Consider the following 21,698-nt stretch of genomic DNA (forward strand, 5'->3'; position numbering starts at 1 on the left):
GCGAACTTATCTAAAATTGCTTATGAATTTTTTGTGACTTGCTTAGCCTATAAAAAAGGCTGGTACGCGTCTAAAAGGAAATTGATCTGGATAGGGCCAAAATTAGGGGATAAGAGGTCGCCATGAAAGAGGTAATGCTTGTTAGTTAAGAAAGCATTTTGCTTGAAATCTGCTGCGGGCTCTGACACATCTGCTGCGTCACGGGCCGTCCTCGCGCCGCTAGCGCGGTGCCTTCGGCTTCCACGTCGTGCCAACGGACCGTTCGCGGATCGGCCATCTCGGCCGGCCCCGAACTGCCTCACGCATCCCTGCGTGAGGCTCCTGACCCAATGTAAAAGCCTCAGCGCTGCGAATGGCCCTTTTGCCGCAGCAGAAGCGCCAGCGCCTCTGGCAAAGGATGACATCACTCCTGACGATGCGTATGAATCATGTAGTTCACATCGACACCGCGACCCAGACGGAACTGGTTGGTTAGCGGATTGTAGTGCAGGCCAATCATATTTCTTTCACGCAGCGGGGTTTCATCCACCCAGTTCAGCAACTCGGCGGGACGGATGAATTTCTTCACGTCGTGCGTCCCGCGCGGCACCATGCGCAGCACATACTCAGCACCAAATACCGCCAGCAGCCAGGCTTTTGGATTGCGGTTGATGGTGGAGAAAAACACTTCGCCGCCGGGCTTCACCAGCTGCGCGCAGGCTAAGACTACCGAGCGCGGATCCGGCACATGCTCCAGCATCTCCATGCAGGTCACCACGTCATATTGCCCGGCGTGACTTGCGGCGTGATCTTCCACGGTTTGCTGCACATAGTTAACGTTAACGCCGCTCTCCAGCGCATGCAGACGCGCCACTTCCAGCGGCTCAGCGCCCATATCCAGGCCGGTAACCTCAGCGCCTTCACGCGCCATGCTCTCCGCCAGAATGCCGCCGCCGCAGCCGACATCGAGCACTTTCTTGCCGAACAGGCCATTACTGTGCTGCGCTATCCAGCCAAGTCGCAGGGGGTTAATACGGTGCAACGGCTTAAATTCACCCTCTAAATCCCACCAGCGGGATGCCACGGCCTCAAACTTGGCGATCTCGGCGTGGTCAACGTTCTGGCGGCTTTCCTGCGGTTGTTCACTCATTGAATCATCACTCCAGACAAAATATTCCCTCAGTATAAACGCTTAACTCACGCGAACGCATCTCTCACGCTCAAGGAAAAGCGGGATTAAGGCCTGGTTAACGTTCACCGAAGGGAAGCAATGTGATATACTTTCGCACCTTTAAATCCGGGATTATGTAGAGGGATAGCGGCTCCATGAGCGACCTTGCGAGAGAAATTACACCGGTCAATATCGAAGAAGAGTTGAAAAACTCCTACCTCGATTACGCCATGTCGGTCATTGTTGGCCGAGCCTTACCCGATGTGCGTGATGGTCTGAAGCCGGTACACCGCCGTGTGCTTTTTGCCATGAGCGAACTGGGCAACGACTGGAATAAACCCTATAAAAAATCCGCCCGTGTGGTCGGTGACGTCATCGGTAAATATCACCCGCACGGCGATTCCGCGGTATACGAAAGTATCGTGCGTATGGCCCAGCCATTCTCCCTGCGCTACATGCTGGTTGACGGTCAGGGTAACTTTGGTTCGGTCGACGGCGACTCCGCCGCAGCGATGCGTTATACCGAAGTCCGCATGGCAAAGATCTCTTCGGAGCTGCTGGCTGACCTGGAAAAGGAAACCGTCGATTTCGTGCCGAACTATGACGGCACCGAGCAGATCCCTGAAGTCCTGCCAACTAAAATTCCTAACCTGCTGGTAAACGGTTCTTCCGGTATCGCCGTTGGTATGGCAACCAACATTCCACCGCACAACCTGACGGAAGTGATCAACGGCTGTCTGGCGTTTATCGAAGATGAAGACATCACCGTTGAAGGCCTAATGGAGCACATCACCGGGCCAGACTTCCCGACGGCGGCCTTCATCAATGGTCGTCGTGGTATTGAAGAAGCCTATCGCACCGGGCGCGGTAAGATTTACATTCGCGCACGTGGCGAAGTGGAAACCGATGCCAAGACCGGCCGTGAAACCATCATCGTGCACGAACTGCCGTATCAGGTGAACAAAGCGCGTCTGATCGAGAAGATCGCCGAGCTGGTGAAAGAGAAGCGCGTGGAAGGCATCAGCGCACTACGTGACGAATCTGACAAAGACGGCATGCGTGTTGTCATTGAGATCAAACGCGATGCGGTGGGTGAAGTGGTTCTCAACAACCTCTACTCGCTGACACAGCTGCAGGTCTCTTTCGGCATCAACATGGTGGCGCTGCATCAGGGCCAGCCGAAGATCATGACGCTGAAAGGCATCATCGAAGCCTTCGTGCGTCACCGTCGTGAAGTGGTTACGCGTCGTACCATTTTCGAACTGCGTAAAGCGCGCGATCGTGCTCACATCCTTGAAGGCCTGGCGATTGCGCTGGCTAACATCGATCCGATCATCGAACTGATTCGTCGTGCACCAACGCCAGCCGAAGCGAAACTAGGCCTGCTGGCGCAGTCGTGGGATCTGGGTAACGTTGCCGCGATGCTGGAACGTGCCGGTAATGACGCTGCACGTCCGGAATGGCTGGAAGCCGAGTTCGGTATTCGCGATGGTCAATATTATCTGACTGAGCAGCAAGCGCAGGCGATTCTGGATCTGCGTCTGCAGAAACTGACCGGCCTCGAGCACGAAAAGCTGCTCGACGAATACAAAGAGCTGCTGGATCAGATTGCTGAGCTGCTGCACATCCTGCAAAGCGCTGAGCGCCTGATGGAAGTAATCCGTGAAGAGCTGGAGCTGATGCGCGATCAGTTCGGCGACGCACGTCGTACTGAAATTACCGCGAACAGTGCAGACATCAACATCGAAGACCTGATCAATCAGGAAGACGTTGTGGTGACGCTGTCGCATCAGGGTTATGTCAAATACCAACCGCTGACCGACTATGAAGCCCAGCGCCGCGGTGGTAAAGGCAAATCCGCCGCACGTATTAAAGAAGAAGACTTTATCGATCGTCTGCTGGTGGCCAACACCCACGACACCATTCTGTGCTTCTCCAGCCGTGGCCGTCTCTACTGGATGAAGGTCTATCAGCTGCCGGAAGCCAGCCGTGGTGCGCGCGGTCGTCCAATCGTCAACCTGTTGCCGCTGGAAGCCAACGAACGTATCACCGCCATTCTGCCGGTGCGTGAATACACCGAGGGCTTCAACATCTTCATGGCTACCGCGAGCGGTACCGTGAAGAAAACCGCGCTGCAGGAGTTCAGCCGTCCGCGTAGCGCGGGCATCATCGCCATCAACCTGCGTGAGGATGACGAGCTGATTGGTGTGGCGCTGACCAACGGTAGCGACGAAGCGATGCTGTTCTCTGCCGCCGGTAAAGTGGTGCGCTTCGCTGAAACGGCAGTACGTGCGATGGGCCGTTCGGCTTCAGGCGTTCGCGGTATCAAGCTGGCTGAAAGCGACAAAGTGGTGTCGCTGATTGTGCCACGCGAAGAGGGCGCGATCCTCACCGTGACGCAGAACGGTTACGGTAAACGTACCGCCAACAGCGAGTATCCAACCAAGTCGCGTGCGACGCAGGGCGTGATCTCGATTAAAGTCACCGAACGTAACGGACCGGTTATCGGCGCGGTACAGGTGGTGGATGGCGATCAGATCATGATGATCACCGATGCCGGTACGCTGGTGCGTACTCGCGTGTCGGAAGTCAGCGTGGTAGGCCGTAACACTCAGGGCGTGATTCTGATTCGTACTGCGGAAGATGAAAACGTGGTGGGTCTGCAACGCGTCGCGGAGCCGGTGGAAGAGGAAGAACTCGACGCCATCGACGGTAGCGTAGCGGAAGGCGAGGAGGATATCGCGCCGGAAGTGGACAGCGACGACGAAGCACCAGAAGCTGACGACGAAGAGTAATTCGTAACGGCTTTAATAAGCGGCAGGTCAGGAAACTGGCCTGCCGTTTTTTTATCTGAGTTTTCCCCTAAAGGCGCGGGCTAGCTGGCTTTTTAGGGCCGATAAAGCTAGTGTATGGAAGCTTTTCAACATCCTGATAACCTCTTACCGCCAGTGAGCCTCTTTTGAAATATCTCGTCTCCTTTCGCACTACGCTTCGAATTTCGCGCTATCTGTTTCGTGCGCTGGCGTTGCTGCTCTGGGCGCTGGGTGCGCTGCTGACCACTTTCTACATCATCAACGTGCTGCATGAGAAAGAGAACGCGGTGCGTCAGGAGTTTGCCGCCAATTATGGTCAGGCTGAGTGGTACGTGCGCCATTCGGCGGACGTGATGCGCGAGCTGAAATACATCACCGAAAATCGCCTGAGCAGCAGCGCTAATGGTCTGGATGTGCTCAACGGTTTGCCGCCGGGCAAAGGTGCGCTGCCGCAGTTCACGCCGCTATTTTCCGATGGCGACTGCACGTCAATGAGCAATACCTGGCGTAACTCGCTGGACTCGCTCAGCTACTACATCAATTACTGGAAAAGCAATTTTGCCTCGGCGTATGAATTGAACCGCGTGTTCTTCATCGGCGGAGAGAATCAGTGTCTGGCTGATTTCACCATCGGCAGCAACAATTCGGTCGATCGTGAACGTAGCCTGAAAGCGCTGCGCGAACGCGTGCTGCATTATCGCAACGGCAATGAAGAAGAGCGCCGCCAGCCGATGTATTGGATCACCAGCAGCGCGCAGCCGGGCGTCGGCAACTTCTATATGGTGATGCCGGTATATGTGGCGAACAAGCTGCAGGCGTTGCTGGGCGTGGAGCAGAATATTCGCCTTGATGAATTTATTCAGCCGGGCGGTTTGCCGCTGGTGGCCACCATCACCGATGAAAACTACCGTCCGCTGATCAGTTCGCGTCGTGGCGGGCCGGGCTACTCGCTCGACGATCTGCCGGATAACAGCACCTGGTTCGGCTATCTCGACAGCTATCGCCAGCTGGTGCTGAAAAAGCCGCTGCCGCCGTCGAATCTCAATGTGGTGTGGTCGCTTTCCACCGACGTGTTAACCGATCAGCTCAAGCTGATGCTGATTAACGCGCTGCTGCTCAATATCTTAACCGCGGTGATTTTGTTCACGCTGGCGTGGATTTTTGAGCGCCGCATGTTCCTGCCGGCCGAGGAGAATGCGCATCGGCTGGAGGAGCACGAGCAGTTCAACCGTAAGATTGTCGCCTCGGCGCCGGTCGGCATCTGTATCCTGCGCACCAGCGATGGCACCAACATTCTGAGTAACGAGCTAGCGCATAACTATCTGACACTGCTGACGCAGGAAGATCGCCAGCGTCTGAATGAAATCATTGGCGGTCAGCAGGTCAACTTTGTCGATGTGCTGACCGGCAGCAATACCAACCTGCAAATCAGCTTTGTGCATTCGCGCTATCGTAATGAAAACGTGGCGATTTGCGTGCTGGTGGATGTTTCGGCGCGCGTGCGCATGGAGCAGTCGCTGCAGGAGATGGCGCACTCGGCCGAGCAGGCCAGCCAGTCGAAATCGATGTTCCTCGCCACCGTCAGTCATGAACTGCGCACGCCGCTGTACGGCATTATCGGTAACCTCGATCTGCTACAAACCAAAGTGCTGCCAAAAGGCGTCGATTCACTGGTGACGGCGATGAATAACTCGTCGAGCCTGCTGCTGAAGATCATCAGCGACATCCTCGACTTCTCGAAGATTGAATCCGAACAGCTGAAAATTGAACCGCATCCGTTCTCACCGCGTGAAGTGGTCAATCACATTGCCAGCAACTATCTCTCGCTGGTGGTGCGTAAACGCCTAACGCTGTATGTGTTTATCGAAAACGATGTGCCGCTGATCATGGATGGCGACGCCATGCGTCTGCAGCAGGTGATATCCAACCTGCTGAACAACGCCATTAAATTCACGCATACCGGCTGCATCATCCTGCATGCTTACGTCAAAGAGGGGTATCTGGCATTCCGCGTACGCGATACCGGCGTCGGTATTCCGGCCAAAGAGGTAACGCGCCTGTTCGATCCGTTCTTCCAGGTGGGTTCTGGCGTGCAGCGTAACTTCCAGGGCACCGGCTTAGGGTTGGCGATCTGTGAAAAGCTGATCAACATGATGGACGGCGACATCGAAGTCGATTCCGAACCGGGTATGGGCAGCCAGTTTATCGTGCGTATTCCGATCTATTCCGGTCAGCTGGCGGCGCCACCGCTGCTCGACGGCTTGCAGGAAAAAGCCATCTGGCTGGATATGCGTAATGAGTATCTCGCCAGCTTCCTGCTGCGTCTGCTGCAACAGCAGGGCATTCAGGCAGCGTATTACCACGGCCAGGCGGCGGCTGATGATGTGATCATCAGCGATCACGATGAGCCTGCCGCGCAAACTGGACGCGCACATATTCGTATCTGTGGTGAGCACATCGATATGCCGCACGAAACCGCGCCGGGGCAATGGATTCAGAGCAGCGCGATGCTCCACGATCTGCCGCAGCTGCTGGGCCGCATCTACCGCATCAACATTAATAGCCAAACCGCCACGCCGCTGCCGTTAACCGCGCCAAAAGCCGCCGCGACTTTCGAAGATATTATCGTGCTGATTGTTGATGACCATCCGATCAACCGCATGCTGCTATCAGAACAGCTCGGCACCGTCGGCTATCAAACCAAAACCGCGCAGGATGGCGTTGATGCGCTGAACGTGCTGAGTCGCAACCATATCGATATCGTGCTGAGCGACGTGAACATGCCGAACATGGATGGTTATCGCCTGACGCAACGTCTGCGTCAGCTGGGACATACTTTCCCGGTGATTGGCGTCACGGCAAATGCGTTAGCGGAAGAGAAGCAGCGCTGTATGGATGCGGGTATGGATAACTGTTTGTCGAAGCCGGTCACGCTGGATGTGTTGAAAAGCACGCTGGCGGTGTATGCGGAACGCGTCAGAAAGGGCAGGGTAGAGGCGTAAAGCGGATACTAAAAAATGGGCGGTGTCAGAAGACGCCGCCCATTCGTATTACTCTTTGTCGACCTGAGTGGCGCTGACAGAAGAGAGATAGTTCAGCAGCGCGATATCGTTTTCCACGCCCAGTTTCATCATGGCTGATTTCTTCTGGCTACTGATGGTTTTGATACTGCGGTTAAGTTTCTTAGCAATCTCAGTCACCAGGAAACCCTCTGCGAACAGACGCAGTACTTCACTCTCTTTCGGCGACAGACGTTTGTCACCGTAACCACCGGCGCTGATGCGCTCCAGCAGTTTTGCCACGCTTTCCGGCGTATATTTTTTGCCTTTCTGCAGAGCCGCGAGTGCTTTTGGCAGATCGGTTGGTGCGCCTTGCTTCAGTACGATCCCTTCGATATCCAGATCCAACACCGCGCTCAGGATCGCTGGGTTATTGTTCATGGTCAGAACGATAATCGAGAGGTCCGGATAGTGACGTTTGATGTATTTAATCAGGGTGATACCGTCACCGTACTTCTCGCCTGGCATGGAGAGGTCGGTAATCAGGACATTAGCGTCCAGTTTGGGCAAGCTGTTTACCAGTGCTGTTGAGTCTTCAAACTCACCTACAACGTTAACCCATTCAATCTGTTCCAGTGACTTACGGATACCGAACAGAACGATCGGATGGTCATCGGCAATAATTACGTTCAAGTTATTCATCTTATTGGTTACCTTGCTGCAGCAGTTGGCTGACGTAAGCGTCAATTTCACTGGTGGTATTTTTAATGGTTAAATCGTCACATACTTTAATGTGTTGTTCTAACGCTTCACAAAGCTGTTTACCTGAACCCAGATTGAGCATGGCAAACACGCCTTTCAGGCGATGTGCTGTCTGAGCAAGCGAGGGATAATCCTTTTCCGCCGCTTCAGTATACAGTCTCTTCACATCTGGCGGTACTGTCTCGGTAAACAGCTGGAAATAGCCTCCGCTCATTAGCGGCGTGGCTTCTTCATCTTCGCGACTCTCCTCTAACAAATCATGAGAAAGTTGCTTTTCAATCAGGGCCAGCAGCGCATCAAGCAGTGCATTACTGAGATTGAAGTTGACCCGGAATTGCTGATCGTTCAACGCGTGATGACCCATTTCGTCACCGGCCAGCAGCAGCGCCCAGCCGTTCAGGCGCGCCGGATCGTCGGTCACCAGCACATCATGATCCTGACCAGTTAAACGCTCATCCGAGGTCAGGCATTTCGCTCCCCAGTTTTCGAGGTGGCGACAAACGATCTTGTGTACGTCTTCTACGGCGATATCCACCAACGCGGTCACCCCTTCCAGCAGTTTTTCTTCCTGCTCGCCTTGCTGCTCTAACGCCAGCGGCAGCTGAATATTGTAGCGTGTGCCGATATCGGGTTTAGCGATGATCTCCAGCTGGCCGCCCATCTGTTTGCACAGCTGCTTACAGAGGAAAAATGCCATGCCGGACGCCTGGCCAAAACGATCTTGCGTGGTGTCGCCGAGATAGGGGAAATCGACATTCGCCAGTTCATCGACGCTCAAGCCGGAGCCGGTATCCACCAGCTGCAGCAAGACCTGGTTGGGCTTGTCTTCACTGGTTTTGATCTCCAGCGAAATCTTGCCCCAGCGCGTGGTGGTCAGCGAATAGTGCATCAGCGTGGTCAGCACTTTACGCAGCGCACGACGATCGCCAAAACGCATCTCGTCATTGGCTAAATGGTTATTCACCACCAGCGCTAAACCTTTACGACGCAGCAGCGGCAGGCTTTCCAGCGCGATTTCGTCCAGCATATCCTGCAGGTTGAACACGCTGGCATCAGGCGACCAGTCATGCGCTTCCAGGCGATTAAGCAGCACGATGTCATCCACCAGGCGCGCCAAACCCTGGCTCTCGTCGAGCAGATCGAGCACGCTTTCGTCATCGTCACGCTGGCTAAGTTGTACTAGTTGCTTAACCATGCTTTGCAGTGGACCATTGAGGGCGTGACCGAGGTTATGCATTAACTGCTGACGCATCTGGTGATTACGATCCAGCACCTGTTGCGCCTTCTGCAACTTCTTATTCACCAGTAATTCGCGGTCCTGATCGCGCATCATAAATAGCTGAGTATGCGGCGACAGCACGCTACGCGCGTGGCGAATTTCATACACTTCGTTATTGATGGTCGCCTGCAATACGCCCTGATGTTGATCGGACATATTGATGATTTTCTGCAGATTCAGGTGCGGCAACAGATGTTCAGCGATTTTATTGCTGAGCAGCGTGCGGTTAGTGGCGAAGTCGTACACCAGCAAGCCGACCGGCAAACTGGCGACGATCTCTTCGTTAAGCATGCGCAGCGAATCCAGCTCGGCGCTCTGATTCTCGTTCGGGCGCAGCGATTGCTGACGCAGCAGCGTAATGCCCGCAATCGACAGTAAAAACAGCACAAGGTTGATCAGCAGCGGCCACATCAGATTATGCAGCGTATCCAGCGCCAGGCTGGTGAGCGGCACGCGATACACCAGCTGCAGCGAAGTGCTAGGCAGCGAGGCGGCGATCTCCAGATTCGGGTTTACAAGCGCCACGTGCGTGCTTTCGCTGCTAGTGTCGTCGCTGGTGGTGGTGTTGGTGGTCGACGTTTGCGTCGCGTCCTGACGCAGTTGGAAGTTCTCCAGCGGCATATTACGCGGAATCAGATCGTTAACCGGCAAATCAAATGCCACCACGGTGGCTAAATGGCCCGGCTGATTGAAAGTGGTGCGCAGGGTAAAGTAGTGATCGTTCTGCCAGGCGAAGTGACGCAGCGGCGAGAAGCTTTCGCGCTCATCCAGCGCATTGGCCTGCTGCAGCATCTCGGCGCGGCGGCTATCAACCAGCGAATTGATCGCACTCTCTTTATAACGTGTCGCCATGTCTTTCAGCGGCAGCGTGGAGATCATAATCAGGCTGTTATCCTGACCATTGAGGAAGTACATCGACCAGGTCGGATTTTCCGCGCCCCACAGCGTATCGAGATAGTTGGACATGCGCATGGTCATATCCAGCGTGCTGCTATCGTGCGAACCGAAAATCAGTGCTTCGGTTTTGCGGCGGGTTTTTTCCAGATAATAGACATCCGGGCGCAGGCGGGTTTCCTGAAGATTACTGTTCGGCGACGAACCGGCGGCGCTGGTGGCCAGGTTCTCATAGATCTGCCACGTAGCGAAGCGCGACGCATCGATGCGTTTCTGCATCGCACGCGCCAAATCGGTCATCGCATAGCGCTTCTCTGTCATCCAGGCATTCACGCTGTTGTGCACCATCGCGCCCAGCGCCAGAAAAAGCACCAGGTTAAACACCACGAAAAAGCGCGTTACATTGCCGGATGTCAGAGGAAATTTATAAGGCAGCATAGTGTCTCAGGATCATGGAATTAGCGCGCAACCCGTCGGGCACTGGCAGCGACGGCCAGCAGCAGCAGAGCGATAAGCAAAAATGCACCACTCAGGCTGATCCACTGGGAAATTAATCCGATTAAAGCCGGACCTGAAAGAATACCTGCATAGCCTAACGTTGTCATGGCCGAAATCGCCAGATTCGACGGCATATCGTGTTGATTCCCGGCAGCATTGAACAACATCGGCACCGTATTGGCGAGGCCAAATCCCACCAGCAGGAAAGCCAGCAGCGCAATTTGCGGCCACGGCAGCAACACCGCCAACGTCATGCCTGCGGCAGCGGCTAACGCACCGGTCAACATCACCGGATAACGGCCGAAGCGCTGAATCACTTTATCGCCGGTCAGACGACCAATGGTCATTGCCACCGAGAACACCGCATAACCTAAACCGGCGTGCGCCGGGCTCATCTCCGGGCTTTGCAGCAGCAACAGCGCTCCCCAATCCAGCACCGCACCTTCGGCAAGAAACAGAATAAAGCAGAGTAAACCGAGGAATGCCACCCAACCGCGCGGAATAACCAGCCACGGCTGATCGGGCTGATGCAGGCGTTCGGTCATCAGCGTCGGCAGGCTCCACACCAGCAGCAGCACAATCAGCGCCATCACCGCGCCAACCGCTTGCAACGGCGTCAGGCCGCTGCCGAGTAACAAGCTGACGGAACCGGCGCCGATGATCCCGCCGAGGCTAAAGAAGCCGTGGAAACCGGACATCATCGGCTTGCGTGCGGCTTTTTCCACTTCGACAGCCTGCACGTTCATCGCGACATCCAGCATGCCGAGTCCGGCACCAAACACCATTAAAGTGGCGGCCATCAGCCACATCACATTAAGCGTCGCCAGCAGCGGTAACATCGCCAGCACCACCAGCGTGGAGCACAACATCACCCGACGACCACCGAAGCGCGCAATCAAACCGCCGGTAATCGGCATCGCCGCCAGCGAGCCAATTCCCAGACACAGCAGCAAACCGCCCAATGATGCGCCGCTCAATGCCAGACGCTGGCTGGCGAATGGCACCAGCGGTGCCCATGCGGACATGCCCAATCCAGCGATGAGGAAAACGATACGTGTCCCGAGGTTGACACGGTGATGCAATTTATTTTGCGGCGCGGCGTCCAGTGCTGTCATAAAGAGTAGTTTTCATTAGCGGGTGAAGCGACGAAGTTTAGCATCAAAGCGCATGTCACACCGCGCATCAGACCCTATCAGATGGCAGCGATTAAACGCCAGAAACAGGCATATTACCGATTTTTTACGCATCGCTGCGCTTTTCCAGAACTTTCCTGGCATGTGCCAATCATTACTGGAGTGACTTAAGTAAAATTTTTTCTGCCGAATGATGCAGTATACTGATGAAAGATTCCGCGCCACATGCGGCCTGGACGTCAATTTTTTGGCGCTGTCGCAAAGCATGCATTTCCGGATTTTCGCCAATAGGCAGCGACCACGTAAAACCGATATGTTAGTCATCCCATCAGCTCCCGATGCGGAATATAGCGAGATCGAGATTATTTCTCCCCCTTTGGGAGAATTTTGCTGTGCCTTATTTTAGTCCTTGTTACCTGCGGGTAACCCGTTTTCATCAGGCGAAGCGGGCCATTGATTAATGGCCTGTATGGCGCACCGGTACGCTTAAAACATTAATAAGCTTAATGACCGTTGCAATACCTTCCCTGTAACGAGGTTACCTATGTCTTCACGTCAATCCGAACAACAATTAGCGGCGATTCTGCACTCTGCGGTCACTCTTTATCCGCTGGCAGACGACACATCATCTTTGCAAACGCGCAGCGTGGATACTACGCCGCCCGCGCCGTTACGTCCTTATGAACCTATTGCACAAGATGGCGTGATTGCCGCATGGGAATCCGGCAGGAATATTCACCTGCGCGGTCGCGCCGAATCTGAGCCAGGCGCCACCGTAACGCTGACCTTTAACGGCGAAGTCTGGCACAGCACGGTAAATAAATGGGGTTACTGGAATGCTTCGATGCCGCCGTCGGTGCTCAACGGATTGTCCGACGGTGCTTATTCGCTGACGCTAACCCTCACCGACAAAGCCGGTAATAGCACCGATACGCAGGTGGGCTTTGGGGTTTACGTGGATAAAACCATCAAGCCTACGCTGACGGTGGATCCGATCAGCGGTGATAACGCGGTCAGCGTGGCAGAAGGCATTTACGGCGTGGAGGTGCACGGCAGTGTTACGCACATGCCGGCGAACAGCCATATCACGGTGATTTTAGCCGGGAAAAAATACTCTGGCGGCGTTAACGATAAAGGCGAATGGACCGCCGCTATTCCTTCACAGGATCTTCAGGCGTTACAGGATGGCGTCTACAGCCTGAAAGTCAGCGCTACCGATCCCAACGGCAAAACCGCCGCTTATCTGCAGGATGTCACCTTAATTACCCACGTTAGCAGCCTGCCGCACATCAGTTTCGATAAGGTCACGGCAGACAACGTGATCAATAAAGAAGAGAGCCAAAACGATCTCACCTTTAGCGGCGATCTCTCGGTGGTGGTACCGGGCCAGCAGCTGTTGCTGTGCAGTGGAGATGCGGTCTATCACGCGCAGATTGGCAGCGACGGTCACTGGCAGGTAACGATTCCGGCCAGTGAAGTGGCGAGCTTTATTGCACTGGGCGAAATCCGCGTTTATGCGCAGGATGGCGCTGGCAACAGCACTGACGCAATGCTGGAACTGAACGTGGTCACCCAACTGCCAGACATCTATTACGAAATCAATATTGGCGGCGATACCACGCTGAATCAGCAGGAAGCGCAGCACGATCTCAGTTTCTATCTCGAAGGCGTGAAGGAGCTGACGCTCAACGGCAAAAACTACACGCCGGTCAACGGCATGGTCACCATCAGCGCCGAAGATCTGCAGGCGCTGCCGGATGGCGAAGTGTCGGCGCTGGCCACGCGCTGGGATGAGTACGGCAACCACGATACGCAGATTATTGAGAACCTGTTCAACGTTGCCACGCATCAGGTGCCTACCATTACGCTGAATCAACCGTTTGGCGACGGCGTGCTGGATGCGGCGGAGCTAAATAGCTGGCATCTGATTCAGGGCAGCAGCAGCCATCTCGATCAGGGCAGTTTGGTGACGTTGACGCTAGGCGATCAGAGTTACACCGCCACGGTTAAAGCCGACGGCAACTGGGCGCTGACCATTTTGGCGGGTCAGTTGGCACCGCTGGATGATGGCAGCTACCAAATGAAGGTCAGCGCGCAGGACAAAGCGGGCAATGTGGCGACGGCGACGCAGCCGGTGACCATCGATAGTCATGAGGCGGCCGCCAGCGTCAGCAGCGAGCCGCTGAATACGCTGCTGACCAACGCAGGCGACAGCGCCGCCGCTCAGCCCAGCGATGCGCGCGCCACGGAGAGCCACTACAACGCCAGCGATAGCAGTTACACCCTCGGCGATCATCTGCAGCAACATCAGGTTCAGAGCCTGGCGTAATCCGCCATCAACCGCTAGTAACATCGGCTAGCGGTTGCCTGCCCACACTCATTGCTCACGGGACAACAGGGATGACAGCACAACCCTTTAACAGCGACAACGGCATCGCGGCGATGCTGCGCGTCGCGGCACGCTTCGGTAAACCGGCGGACGGCAGCACGCTGCGCCAGCAGATGCGCTGGTTTCAACATCTGGCCCCGACGCAACAATTAGAACGTTTAGCCCGGCTGTTAGGCCTGCATTTGATGCTGGTGCCGCACAGCAAACTGCGCTGGCGGCAGGAAATTGTGCCGGTATTGCTGCTGCTGGAAAACGGCAGCGTGGCGTTGATAGAAGAGGTGGATAGTAACGGTGGCGTAAGTTACTGGCTGAGTGAAAGTGGCGATGTGGTGCGCGCAGGTCAGCTGCAGGATTTGCTCATGCAGGCCGACATGCAGGTCGGCGTCGTTGGTGTGGCGGCGCGGGCGCGTGATGCGCGCATCGATGAGTTTGTGCAGCCTTATCAGCCGCACTGGTTCTGGCATCACTTTCGTGGCATGAAGCGGCGCATTGCGGAAATCAGCCTGGCCTCGCTGGTCGGCAACGTGCTGGCGCTGGCGGGCATTCTGTTTTCCATGCAGGTGTACGATCGGGTGATTCCGGCGCAGTCGCAGCCAACGTTGTGGGTGTTGTTCGCCGGCGTGGTGCTGGCGGCCGCCATTGAGTATCTGATTCGTCTGATGCGCACCCAGGTTTCTGACCTGATGGGCAAACGCATCGACCTGAAAATATCCGCCATGCTGTTTGCGCGGGCGATGAACATCCGCAACGAAGCGCGTCCGCGTTCCACCGGCTCCTTTATTGCCCAACTGCGTGAAATTGATCAGGTCCGCGAGCTGCTGACGTCCACCACGGTGAATGCCGCCGCCGACCTGCCGTTTGTGCTGCTGTTTCTGCTGATCATGGCGTCGATTGGCGGCTGGCTGGTGCTGATTCCGTTACTGGCAATCCCGCTGATCGTCATTCCTGGCTTACTGGTGCAGATCCCGATGGCGCGTCTGGCGCAGGAAGGGTTGCGGGAAAGCGCGCTGCGTCAGGCGGTGCTGGTGGAAACCTTAGAAGGTGTAGAGGATATCAAAGCGCTGCAAGCGGAACCCTATTTTCAACGCCAGTGGGAGCAAACGCACGAAGTTAGCGCGGCCATCAGCAATCAGCAACGTTTGTGGGGCGCGCGCCTCACCGGTTGGTCGGCCAGCGTGCAGCAGCTCACCTATGCCGGCATGTTGGTGTTCGGCGTCTATCTGGTGCTCGACAATCAGATCACCACCGGCACGCTGGTGGCGTGCAGCTTGCTCTCATCACGCACCATCGCGCCGCTGATGCAGCTCACCATGGTGTTTTCGCGCTGGCAGCATGCGAAATCGGCGATGAAAGGGCTGGATGAACTGTTAAAGAAGCCGCTCGACCAACCCGATCACGCCACGCTGGCGCACTGTCCGGTGCTCAGCGGCCACTATCTGCTGCAAAATGTGCATTACCGCTACGAAGAGGAGAGCGGTAATAGCGTGCTCAACATTCCGCAGTTGCAGATCACGCCCGGCGAACGCGTGGCGATTCTCGGTAAAGTCGGCGCGGGCAAATCGACGCTGCTGAAGATGCTGGCCGGTCAGGCGCGCGCCAGCCAGGGCAAAGTGCTGGTGGACGGCGTCGATCTCACCTGCATCGATCCGGTCGATCTGCGGCGTCAGCTTGGCTGGCTGTCGCAGGATGCGCGGCTGTTTTTCGGCACGCTGCGCCAGAACCTGCTGCTCGGGAATCCGCACGCCAGCGAGCAGGAGATGCTGCAAGCGCTGCGCATCAGCGGCGCGTTAGCCTTGGTGCAGCAGGACGCCGCCAGCCTCGATCGCATTATTCATGAAGGCGGACGCGGCTTGTCCGGCGGCCAGCGGCAAATGGTGCTGCTCAGCCGGTTGATTCTGCGCCAGCCGCAGGTGGTTTTGCTGGATGAACCGACCGCGGCGATGGATGAGCAACTGGAGGCGCAGGTGATTCGTCAGCTGGCGCAATGGGGCACCGGGCGCACGCTGGTACTGGTCACGCATCGTCCCGCTCTGCTGCGCATGGTTGATCGCATTATCGTGATGGATAACGGCCGCATCGTGGCCGATGGCGCGCGCGACGAGATTCTGCGTCACGCCGCCAGTAAAAAAGGAGATGCGGCATGAGCGTGATGCTGTTGGATAAAGATCTGACGCGGCGTGAACGTCGCACCTCGGCGATCATCTGGCTGTGCGTGGTGGCGCTGCTGCTGTTTCTGCTGTGGGCGTACTTTGCGGTGCTGGACGAAGTCACGGTCGGCATCGGCAAAGTCACGCCTTCCAGCCGCGCGCAGATCATTGATAGCCTTGATGGCGGCATCGTCAAACAGCTCAATGTGCACGAAGGCAATATCGTGCAGCGCGGCGAGGTGCTGGCAACACTCGATCCTACGCGCTTTCAAACCAACTTTGGTGAGGCGATTGCGCGGGTGCGCACGCTGCGTGCCTCCTCTGAACGTTTACAGGCCGAGCTCAGCGACACGCCGCTGAGGTTCAGCGCCGATATCCTGCAACATCCCGAACTGGTGGCGCGCGAAACGCAGCTCTATCAGGCGCGGCGGCAGAATTTTGTCGAGACCATCGGCAATTTGCAGCAATCCCTTGCGCTGGTGCAGGCAGAACTCAACGTGACGGAGCCGCTGATGCTGCGCGGCGCGGCGGGTAAGGTGGATGTGATTCGCCTGCGTCGCCAGGTTAGCGATCTGCGCGGCAAAATCGACGAAGCGCGCAACGATTATTACGTGCGCGCCCATGAAGAGCAGGTGAAGAACAACGGTGAGCTGGATGCGCAGCTGCAGGTGGCGGCAGGCAAGCAGGATCTGCTGACGCGCACTACGCTGATTTCGCCGGTGCGCGGCATTGTGAAGGATGTGCGCGTCACCACCGTGGGCGGCGTGCTGGAGCCGGGTGGCAAGCTGATGGAGATTGTACCGCTGGAGGATCAATTGCTGATTGAGACGCGCATCAATCCACGCGATATCGGCTATATCCGGCCGGGTTTAACCGCGGTGGTGAAGATCACCGCCTACGACGCGTCGATTTATGGCGATCTGCACGGGGAAGTCGAAACCGTCTCGCCTGATACGCTGCAGGACGAAGTGCGGCACGACGAGTTTTACTATCGCGTCTATGTGCGCACGCAAAAAGCCGAACTGACCAATAAAAGCGGCCGCAGGTTCGCCATCATGCCCGGCATGGTAGCGAATGTTGAGATTAAAACCGGTCAGAAAACCGTGATGGATTATTTGCTTAAGCCACTGAATAAAGCCAGGGAATCACTGCGTGAGCGTTAACAATATGTGCCGGCAAATATTGCAGCGATCTTTGTTACGCCCCGAAATTAACATTGCCGATTTAAGACTATGAATTGAACGAAATGTGCGAAAAGAGACAAATAATGCGCGGCAATTATTGTGGTTAATTTAACCTGCGTAATTAACTTTACGCAATATAAGGCGATGTCTGAATTGCGGGCAAAAAAATGCCGGACCATCTGGTCCGGCGGGAAATTAGGGTAAATCAAAACATTCGGGGTGAATGAAGGTAATAATGAAATAAATGATGATAGCGGGGATAATTGTATGCTCTGGATGGCTTAGAGTTTTGTCATTCAGTGCGGAAATGTAACTCATGTAATTTGATGTTTTTAAACAATTAAAATATATGTTGTCAAAAAGTGCTATATTTTTTACCTATCTGTGCTGGTTATTAGTTCCCCGTAATTTACATTCTGAAATAACTATTAAATACACTGAAACAGTTTTGGAAATTTAGTAGCATTTTCGTGATAGATTATTGCCCAACATAAAATAACAATGGCGTGCCGGCTGAATTTTTAATCATTCAGTTCGCAGTGGCAAAAATAAAGGCACATTATAGAGGGTAATAAAAATGAAACGTCGCGTTCTCTCCCTGATGATTCCTGCATTGCTGGTGGCAGGATCAGCAAGCGCAGCTGAAATTTACAATAAAGATGGCAACAAATTAGACCTTTACGGCAAAGTGGACGGTCTGCATTATTTTTCTGACAACTCTGGCTCAGACGGTGACCAGTCTTACCTGCGTTTTGGCTTCAAAGGTGAAACTCAGGTGACCGATCAGCTGACCGGTTACGGCCAGTGGGAATACCAGGCTGCACTGAACACCGCAGAAAGCGAAGGCACCGCGAACAGCTATACGCGTGTTGGTTTTGCCGGTCTGAAATTTGGTGATGCAGGTTCATTCGATTACGGCCGTAACTACGGCGTGATGTACGATCTCGGCGCATGGACTGACGTTCTGCCAGAGTTCGGTGGCGATACCTACGGCGCGGACAACTTCCTGTTCCAGCGCAGCAACGGCCTCGCAACCTATCGTAATACCAACTTCTTCGGTTTAGTCGATGGCTGGAACTTCGCGGTTCAGTATCAAGGCAAAAACGACAACCCAACCGAATCTACTGGCTCTGGTCGTGATGTGTTGGGCGAGAATGGTGACGGCTACGGCCTGAGCACCACTTACGATCTGGGTTCAGGTTTCGGTATTGGTGCAGCGATGTTCCAGTCTGACCGTACCAATAACCAGAACGGTAACAATCCACGTACCGCCAACATCCTGGGTCGCGGTGATAAAGCCGAAGCTTACAGCGGTGCGCTGAAGTATGACGCTAACAACGTTTACCTGGCCGCAATGTACAGCCGTTCATACAACGCGACGCGTTTCGGCGCCAGCGATAGCGGCACCGTTTACGGTTACGCCAACAAAGCGGATAACTGGGAATTGGTGGCACAGTACCAGTTCGACTTCGGCCTGCGCCCATCTCTGGCGTTCGTCTCTTCTCGCGGCTCTGACATCGAAGGTTACGGCAGCCAGAACCTGAAGAAATACATTGATGTAGGCGCAACCTACTACTTCAACAAAAACATGTCGACCTACGTTGATTACCAGATCAACCTGCTGGACGACAACAACTTCACCGACGCAGCCGGTATCAATACCGATGACGTCGTAGCACTGGGCTTGGTTTACCAGTTCTAAGGGTGATGGAGCGTGACTTGCCGGTCACGCTCCCGTTTTCAGCAGCGCATCCAGCGCGGCATGCAGTACCTCAACCACCCGTTCCGCCTCCTCGCCAATCTGTACCTGCACAATCGCGCCCTCAACCAGTAACACAATCTGCGCCGTTTTCACCTGCTGATCGGGCAACAGTTTGTCGCTGATCGCCTGCGCCATCTCACGCTTATGCTGACGTATCAGTTCGCTGGCTTCCGCTAACGTGCTGCCCAGTTCCGCAGCGGTATTGATAAACGCACAGCCACGATAATCGTCATCCCTGAACCAGCTCAGTAACGCCGCGGGCAGCGCATCGATCAATGCCGCGTGCTGATTTAGCGCCTGGCGAAACGCCAGCATCCAGCGCTGATGGCGCTGCTGTAAAAACGCCAGCACCAGCGCATTCTTCGCCGGAAAGTGACGATAGAAAGTCACTTTGGTCACGCCCGCTTGCGCAATCACCTTATCCACACCGGTGGCGCGAATGCCTTGTTGGTAAAAAAGCTGTTGCGCGCACAGCAAGATACGATCGCGCGCGGAGGCGGTGGCATCAAAGATCAGAGGCTCAAGCATAAAAATTCCTGTGTTTGCATGTAGACAGAATTGTCTACATACGGCAGGATGAATCAAGTAGACAGACCTGTCTACATAATCGGGAGAAATAACATGCTGGTGCCACCGTTCAATCAACAAACCGCATTACAGAAAGTCCGCATGGCGGAAGATGCCTGGAACAGCTGCGATGCGCAGCGTGTTTCGCGGGTGTACAGCGAAGATACGCGCTGGCGCAATCGCAGTGAATTCGTCAATGGACGCGCAGAAGTCGTGACCTTCCTGCAGCGTAAGTGGATGAAAGAGTTGGATTATCGACTGATCAAAGAGCTATGGGCGTGGCATGAAGATAAGCTGGCGGTACGCTTTGCCTATGAATGGCATGATGACAGCGGTAACTGGTTTCGCAGCTATGGCAATGAGAACTGGCACTTTGGTGCCGATGGTTTGATGATTCAGCGATTCGCCTGCATCAACGATCTGCCGATCAGCGCAGATCAGCGTCTTTTCCACTGGCCAGCCGGCACGCGCCCGGACGATCATCCGGGCCTGAGTGAGTTGGGACTGTAAAGATTACTGAATACCGCGCCATTTTTTGGCTTTGGGCGCCGGTTGCGGCGGCGGGTTGGTGATGGCGCTCAGGCTGCCTTCCATCGCGACACCCGCCAGCGTAAAGGCCGAGAAGCTCAGCCAGTGCTGCCATTTACTGTTTTGTGTTTTGCTATTTTCCATTCTGCACCTCGCTGAAGTTCAACTCATCTTCAACAATGCAGCATTCATGCCAGCGCACCGCTCTCAGCGCCACGCGGGTTGCAGCGACTTTGCTACACTGCGCCAGCGCTGAAGCGGTGCAGAAGGGTGATTTTCTGGTGCAATAATTTAACGTCGGCGTGCAGGATAGTGCTGAATCAGGCGATGGCGGTACGTCTGCCAACATTTGAAACTGCCATAAATAAACAGCCCGGCGGTTACGGCAATAATCATATAAATCATCTGATGCTCCTGTAGGCATAACGTTGCAGGAACCGGTTATCCTGTGTCAGCGTTTATCGAACATCAAGCAGCTTTAGACTGCTTTACAAGCGAGTTATGCTTTGTAATTGGCTGTAGTAATGGTTTACAGATGAGGAATTGATGAGTTTTCAGAACATTCTGCTAATTAGCCTGCTGGCATTAGGACTCAGCGGTTGCGAAAAAAACAGCAGCCAACCCGCGATGGTGCTGGAAGGCAAAACCATGGGCACCGTGTGGCGCGTCAGCGTCGCCGGCGTTGATCCGCAGCGTAAAGCGGCGTTGCAACAGCTGATCCAGCAACAGCTGGATCGCGATGACGGCGAACTCTCGACGTGGAAAAGCGATTCGGTGCTGTCGCACTTTAATCAGTATCAAGGCAACGCACCGCAGCCGGTAAGCGCTGATATGGCGGACATCGTTACTGAAGCGCTGCGAATCGGGCATAAAACGTCGGGTGCGATGGATATCACCGTGGGCCCGCTGGTCAATCTGTGGGGTTTTGGCCCGACGAAGCAACCGGCGCATACCCCCAGCGAGGCAGAAATCGCCGCCGCTAAAGCGCGGACTGGCTTGCAGCATCTGCGCGTGATTCAGGGCGTTAACGGTCAATGGCTGCAGAAAGATCTGCCCGGCCTGTATGTCGATCTCTCCACCATGGGCGAAGGCTATGCCACCGATCATCTGGCGCGTCTGATGGAGCAGCAAGGCATCACTGATTATCTGGTTTCAGTGGGCGGCGCAGTATTGAGCCGTGGCGTCAATGCTAATCAGCAGCCGTGGCGCGTGGCGATCCAGAAACCCACCGATCGCGAAAACGCGGTGGAAGCGCGCGTCGATCTGCAAGGACACGGCATTAGCACCTCCGGCAGCTATCGCAACTATTATGAACTGGATGGCAAACGCATTTCGCACGTCATCGATCCGACTACCGGAAGACCGATTGAGCACAAGCTGGTGTCGGCAACGGTGATAGCCACCACCGCGCTGGAAGCGGATGGCTGGGATACCGGTTTGATGGTGCTCGGCAGCGAACGCGCTAAAGCGTTAGCGGTGAAAGAGCATCTGGCGGTCTATTTGATCAGCAAGCAGGGCGACGGTTTTACTCACTGGATGTCGCCGCAGTTTAAAACCTTCCTCATCGATCAGGCATCTCAATAAAGGAGGCGC

14 protein-coding genes are annotated in these 21,698 nt (G+C 55.2%); 8 read left to right on the plus strand and 6 right to left on the minus strand.

What is annotated here, in order from left to right:
• Positions 1-403 precede the first annotated feature (403 nt).
• The gene (gene ubiG / locus K5Y32_RS14260; protein ID WP_222184651.1) at positions 404-1,129 is read right to left on the minus strand and encodes a bifunctional 2-polyprenyl-6-hydroxyphenol methylase/3-demethylubiquinol 3-O-methyltransferase UbiG; all 726 of its coding nucleotides are present in this window, start codon (positions 1,127-1,129) and stop codon (positions 404-406) included.
• A gap of 176 nt (positions 1,130-1,305) precedes the next feature.
• On the opposite strand from ubiG, the gene gyrA reads away from it, so the two are divergent.
• Complete coding sequence (gene gyrA, locus K5Y32_RS14265; RefSeq protein ID WP_110866580.1) at positions 1,306-3,945, plus strand: DNA topoisomerase (ATP-hydrolyzing) subunit A; 2,640 nt, start codon at positions 1,306-1,308, stop codon at positions 3,943-3,945.
• 164 nt (positions 3,946-4,109) lie between these two features.
• Positions 4,110-6,965, plus strand: a complete 2,856-nt coding sequence (rcsC, locus tag K5Y32_RS14270) for a two-component system sensor histidine kinase RcsC (RefSeq protein WP_222184653.1) — start codon at positions 4,110-4,112, stop codon at positions 6,963-6,965.
• A gap of 48 nt (positions 6,966-7,013) precedes the next feature.
• On the opposite strand, the gene rcsB is transcribed toward rcsC, so the two are convergent.
• From rcsB to K5Y32_RS14285, 3 genes are read right to left on the minus strand one after another with little or no spacing between them, the layout of a single operon-like run.
• Positions 7,014-7,664 (minus strand): response regulator transcription factor RcsB, encoded by a 651-nt coding sequence (rcsB, locus tag K5Y32_RS14275; protein ID WP_007889370.1) that lies wholly within the window; start codon positions 7,662-7,664, stop codon positions 7,014-7,016.
• 1 nt (position 7,665) lies between these two features.
• A complete protein-coding gene (rcsD, locus tag K5Y32_RS14280; RefSeq protein ID WP_110866697.1) occupies positions 7,666-10,332 on the minus strand; it encodes a phosphotransferase RcsD in 2,667 nt (888 codons plus the stop codon).
• A gap of 23 nt (positions 10,333-10,355) precedes the next feature.
• Entirely contained in the window at positions 10,356-11,510 is a 1,155-nt protein-coding gene (locus K5Y32_RS14285) for an MFS transporter (RefSeq protein WP_222184655.1), read from the minus strand.
• 562 nt (positions 11,511-12,072) lie between these two features.
• On the opposite strand from K5Y32_RS14285, the gene K5Y32_RS14290 reads away from it, so the two are divergent.
• The 4 genes from K5Y32_RS14290 to ompC all read left to right on the plus strand — a co-directional run bounded on the left by K5Y32_RS14290 (position 12,073) and on the right by ompC (position 18,950).
• Positions 12,073-13,857, plus strand: a complete 1,785-nt coding sequence (locus K5Y32_RS14290; protein WP_222184663.1) for an Ig-like domain-containing protein — start codon at positions 12,073-12,075, stop codon at positions 13,855-13,857.
• A gap of 71 nt (positions 13,858-13,928) precedes the next feature.
• Positions 13,929-16,061, plus strand: coding sequence for a type I secretion system permease/ATPase (locus K5Y32_RS14295; RefSeq protein WP_222184665.1), 2,133 nt, complete (start codon positions 13,929-13,931; stop codon positions 16,059-16,061).
• Positions 16,058-17,227 carry an HlyD family efflux transporter periplasmic adaptor subunit gene (locus tag K5Y32_RS14300; protein ID WP_222184667.1) on the plus strand — a complete coding sequence of 390 codons (1,170 nt, stop codon included), beginning with the start codon at positions 16,058-16,060 and terminating at the stop codon, positions 17,225-17,227. Before K5Y32_RS14295 ends, K5Y32_RS14300 begins: the two co-directional genes overlap by 4 nt.
• A 598-nt stretch (positions 17,228-17,825) precedes the next feature.
• Entirely contained in the window at positions 17,826-18,950 is a 1,125-nt protein-coding gene (gene ompC / locus K5Y32_RS14305; RefSeq protein ID WP_101763675.1) for a porin OmpC, read from the plus strand.
• 24 nt (positions 18,951-18,974) lie between these two features.
• Here the strand turns inward: ompC and K5Y32_RS14310 are convergent, their stop codons facing one another.
• Positions 18,975-19,538 (minus strand): TetR/AcrR family transcriptional regulator, encoded by a 564-nt coding sequence (locus tag K5Y32_RS14310; protein WP_222184669.1) that lies wholly within the window; start codon positions 19,536-19,538, stop codon positions 18,975-18,977.
• 93 nt (positions 19,539-19,631) lie between these two features.
• On the opposite strand from K5Y32_RS14310, the gene K5Y32_RS14315 reads away from it, so the two are divergent.
• Complete coding sequence (locus K5Y32_RS14315; RefSeq protein ID WP_222184671.1) at positions 19,632-20,087, plus strand: nuclear transport factor 2 family protein; 456 nt, start codon at positions 19,632-19,634, stop codon at positions 20,085-20,087.
• A 3-nt stretch (positions 20,088-20,090) separates the two neighbouring features.
• On the opposite strand, the gene K5Y32_RS14320 is transcribed toward K5Y32_RS14315, so the two are convergent.
• Positions 20,091-20,249, minus strand: coding sequence for a hypothetical protein (locus tag K5Y32_RS14320; protein WP_167391201.1), 159 nt, complete (start codon positions 20,247-20,249; stop codon positions 20,091-20,093).
• 402 nt (positions 20,250-20,651) lie between these two features.
• Here K5Y32_RS14320 and apbE point away from each other — a divergent pair, with 402 nt between their 5' ends.
• Positions 20,652-21,689 carry an FAD:protein FMN transferase ApbE gene (apbE, locus tag K5Y32_RS14330; RefSeq protein ID WP_370634202.1) on the plus strand — a complete coding sequence of 346 codons (1,038 nt, stop codon included), beginning with the start codon at positions 20,652-20,654 and terminating at the stop codon, positions 21,687-21,689.
• The last annotated feature ends 9 nt before the right edge of the window (positions 21,690-21,698 follow it).

It is taken from the genome of Pantoea sp. DY-15 (assembly GCF_019795935.1).
Classification (GTDB): Bacteria; Pseudomonadota; Gammaproteobacteria; order Enterobacterales; family Enterobacteriaceae; genus Pantoea; species Pantoea leporis.

Coding starts and splice junctions, on each gene's coding strand:
- ubiG (WP_222184651.1), bottom strand. CDS start 1,129: ATGAGTGAACAACCGCAGGAAAGCCGCCAGAACGTTGACCACGCCGAG.
- gyrA (WP_110866580.1), top strand. CDS start 1,306: ATGAGCGACCTTGCGAGAGAAATTACACCGGTCAATATCGAAGAAGAG.
- rcsB (WP_007889370.1), bottom strand. CDS start 7,664: ATGAATAACTTGAACGTAATTATTGCCGATGACCATCCGATCGTTCTG.
- K5Y32_RS14285 (WP_222184655.1), bottom strand. CDS start 11,510: ATGACAGCACTGGACGCCGCGCCGCAAAATAAATTGCATCACCGTGTC.
- K5Y32_RS14290 (WP_222184663.1), top strand. CDS start 12,073: ATGTCTTCACGTCAATCCGAACAACAATTAGCGGCGATTCTGCACTCT.
- K5Y32_RS14295 (WP_222184665.1), top strand. CDS start 13,929: ATGACAGCACAACCCTTTAACAGCGACAACGGCATCGCGGCGATGCTG.
- K5Y32_RS14300 (WP_222184667.1), top strand. CDS start 16,058: ATGAGCGTGATGCTGTTGGATAAAGATCTGACGCGGCGTGAACGTCGC.
- ompC (WP_101763675.1), top strand. CDS start 17,826: ATGAAACGTCGCGTTCTCTCCCTGATGATTCCTGCATTGCTGGTGGCA.
- K5Y32_RS14310 (WP_222184669.1), bottom strand. CDS start 19,538: ATGCTTGAGCCTCTGATCTTTGATGCCACCGCCTCCGCGCGCGATCGT.
- K5Y32_RS14315 (WP_222184671.1), top strand. CDS start 19,632: ATGCTGGTGCCACCGTTCAATCAACAAACCGCATTACAGAAAGTCCGC.
- K5Y32_RS14320 (WP_167391201.1), bottom strand. CDS start 20,249: ATGGAAAATAGCAAAACACAAAACAGTAAATGGCAGCACTGGCTGAGC.
- apbE (WP_370634202.1), top strand. CDS start 20,652: ATGAGTTTTCAGAACATTCTGCTAATTAGCCTGCTGGCATTAGGACTC.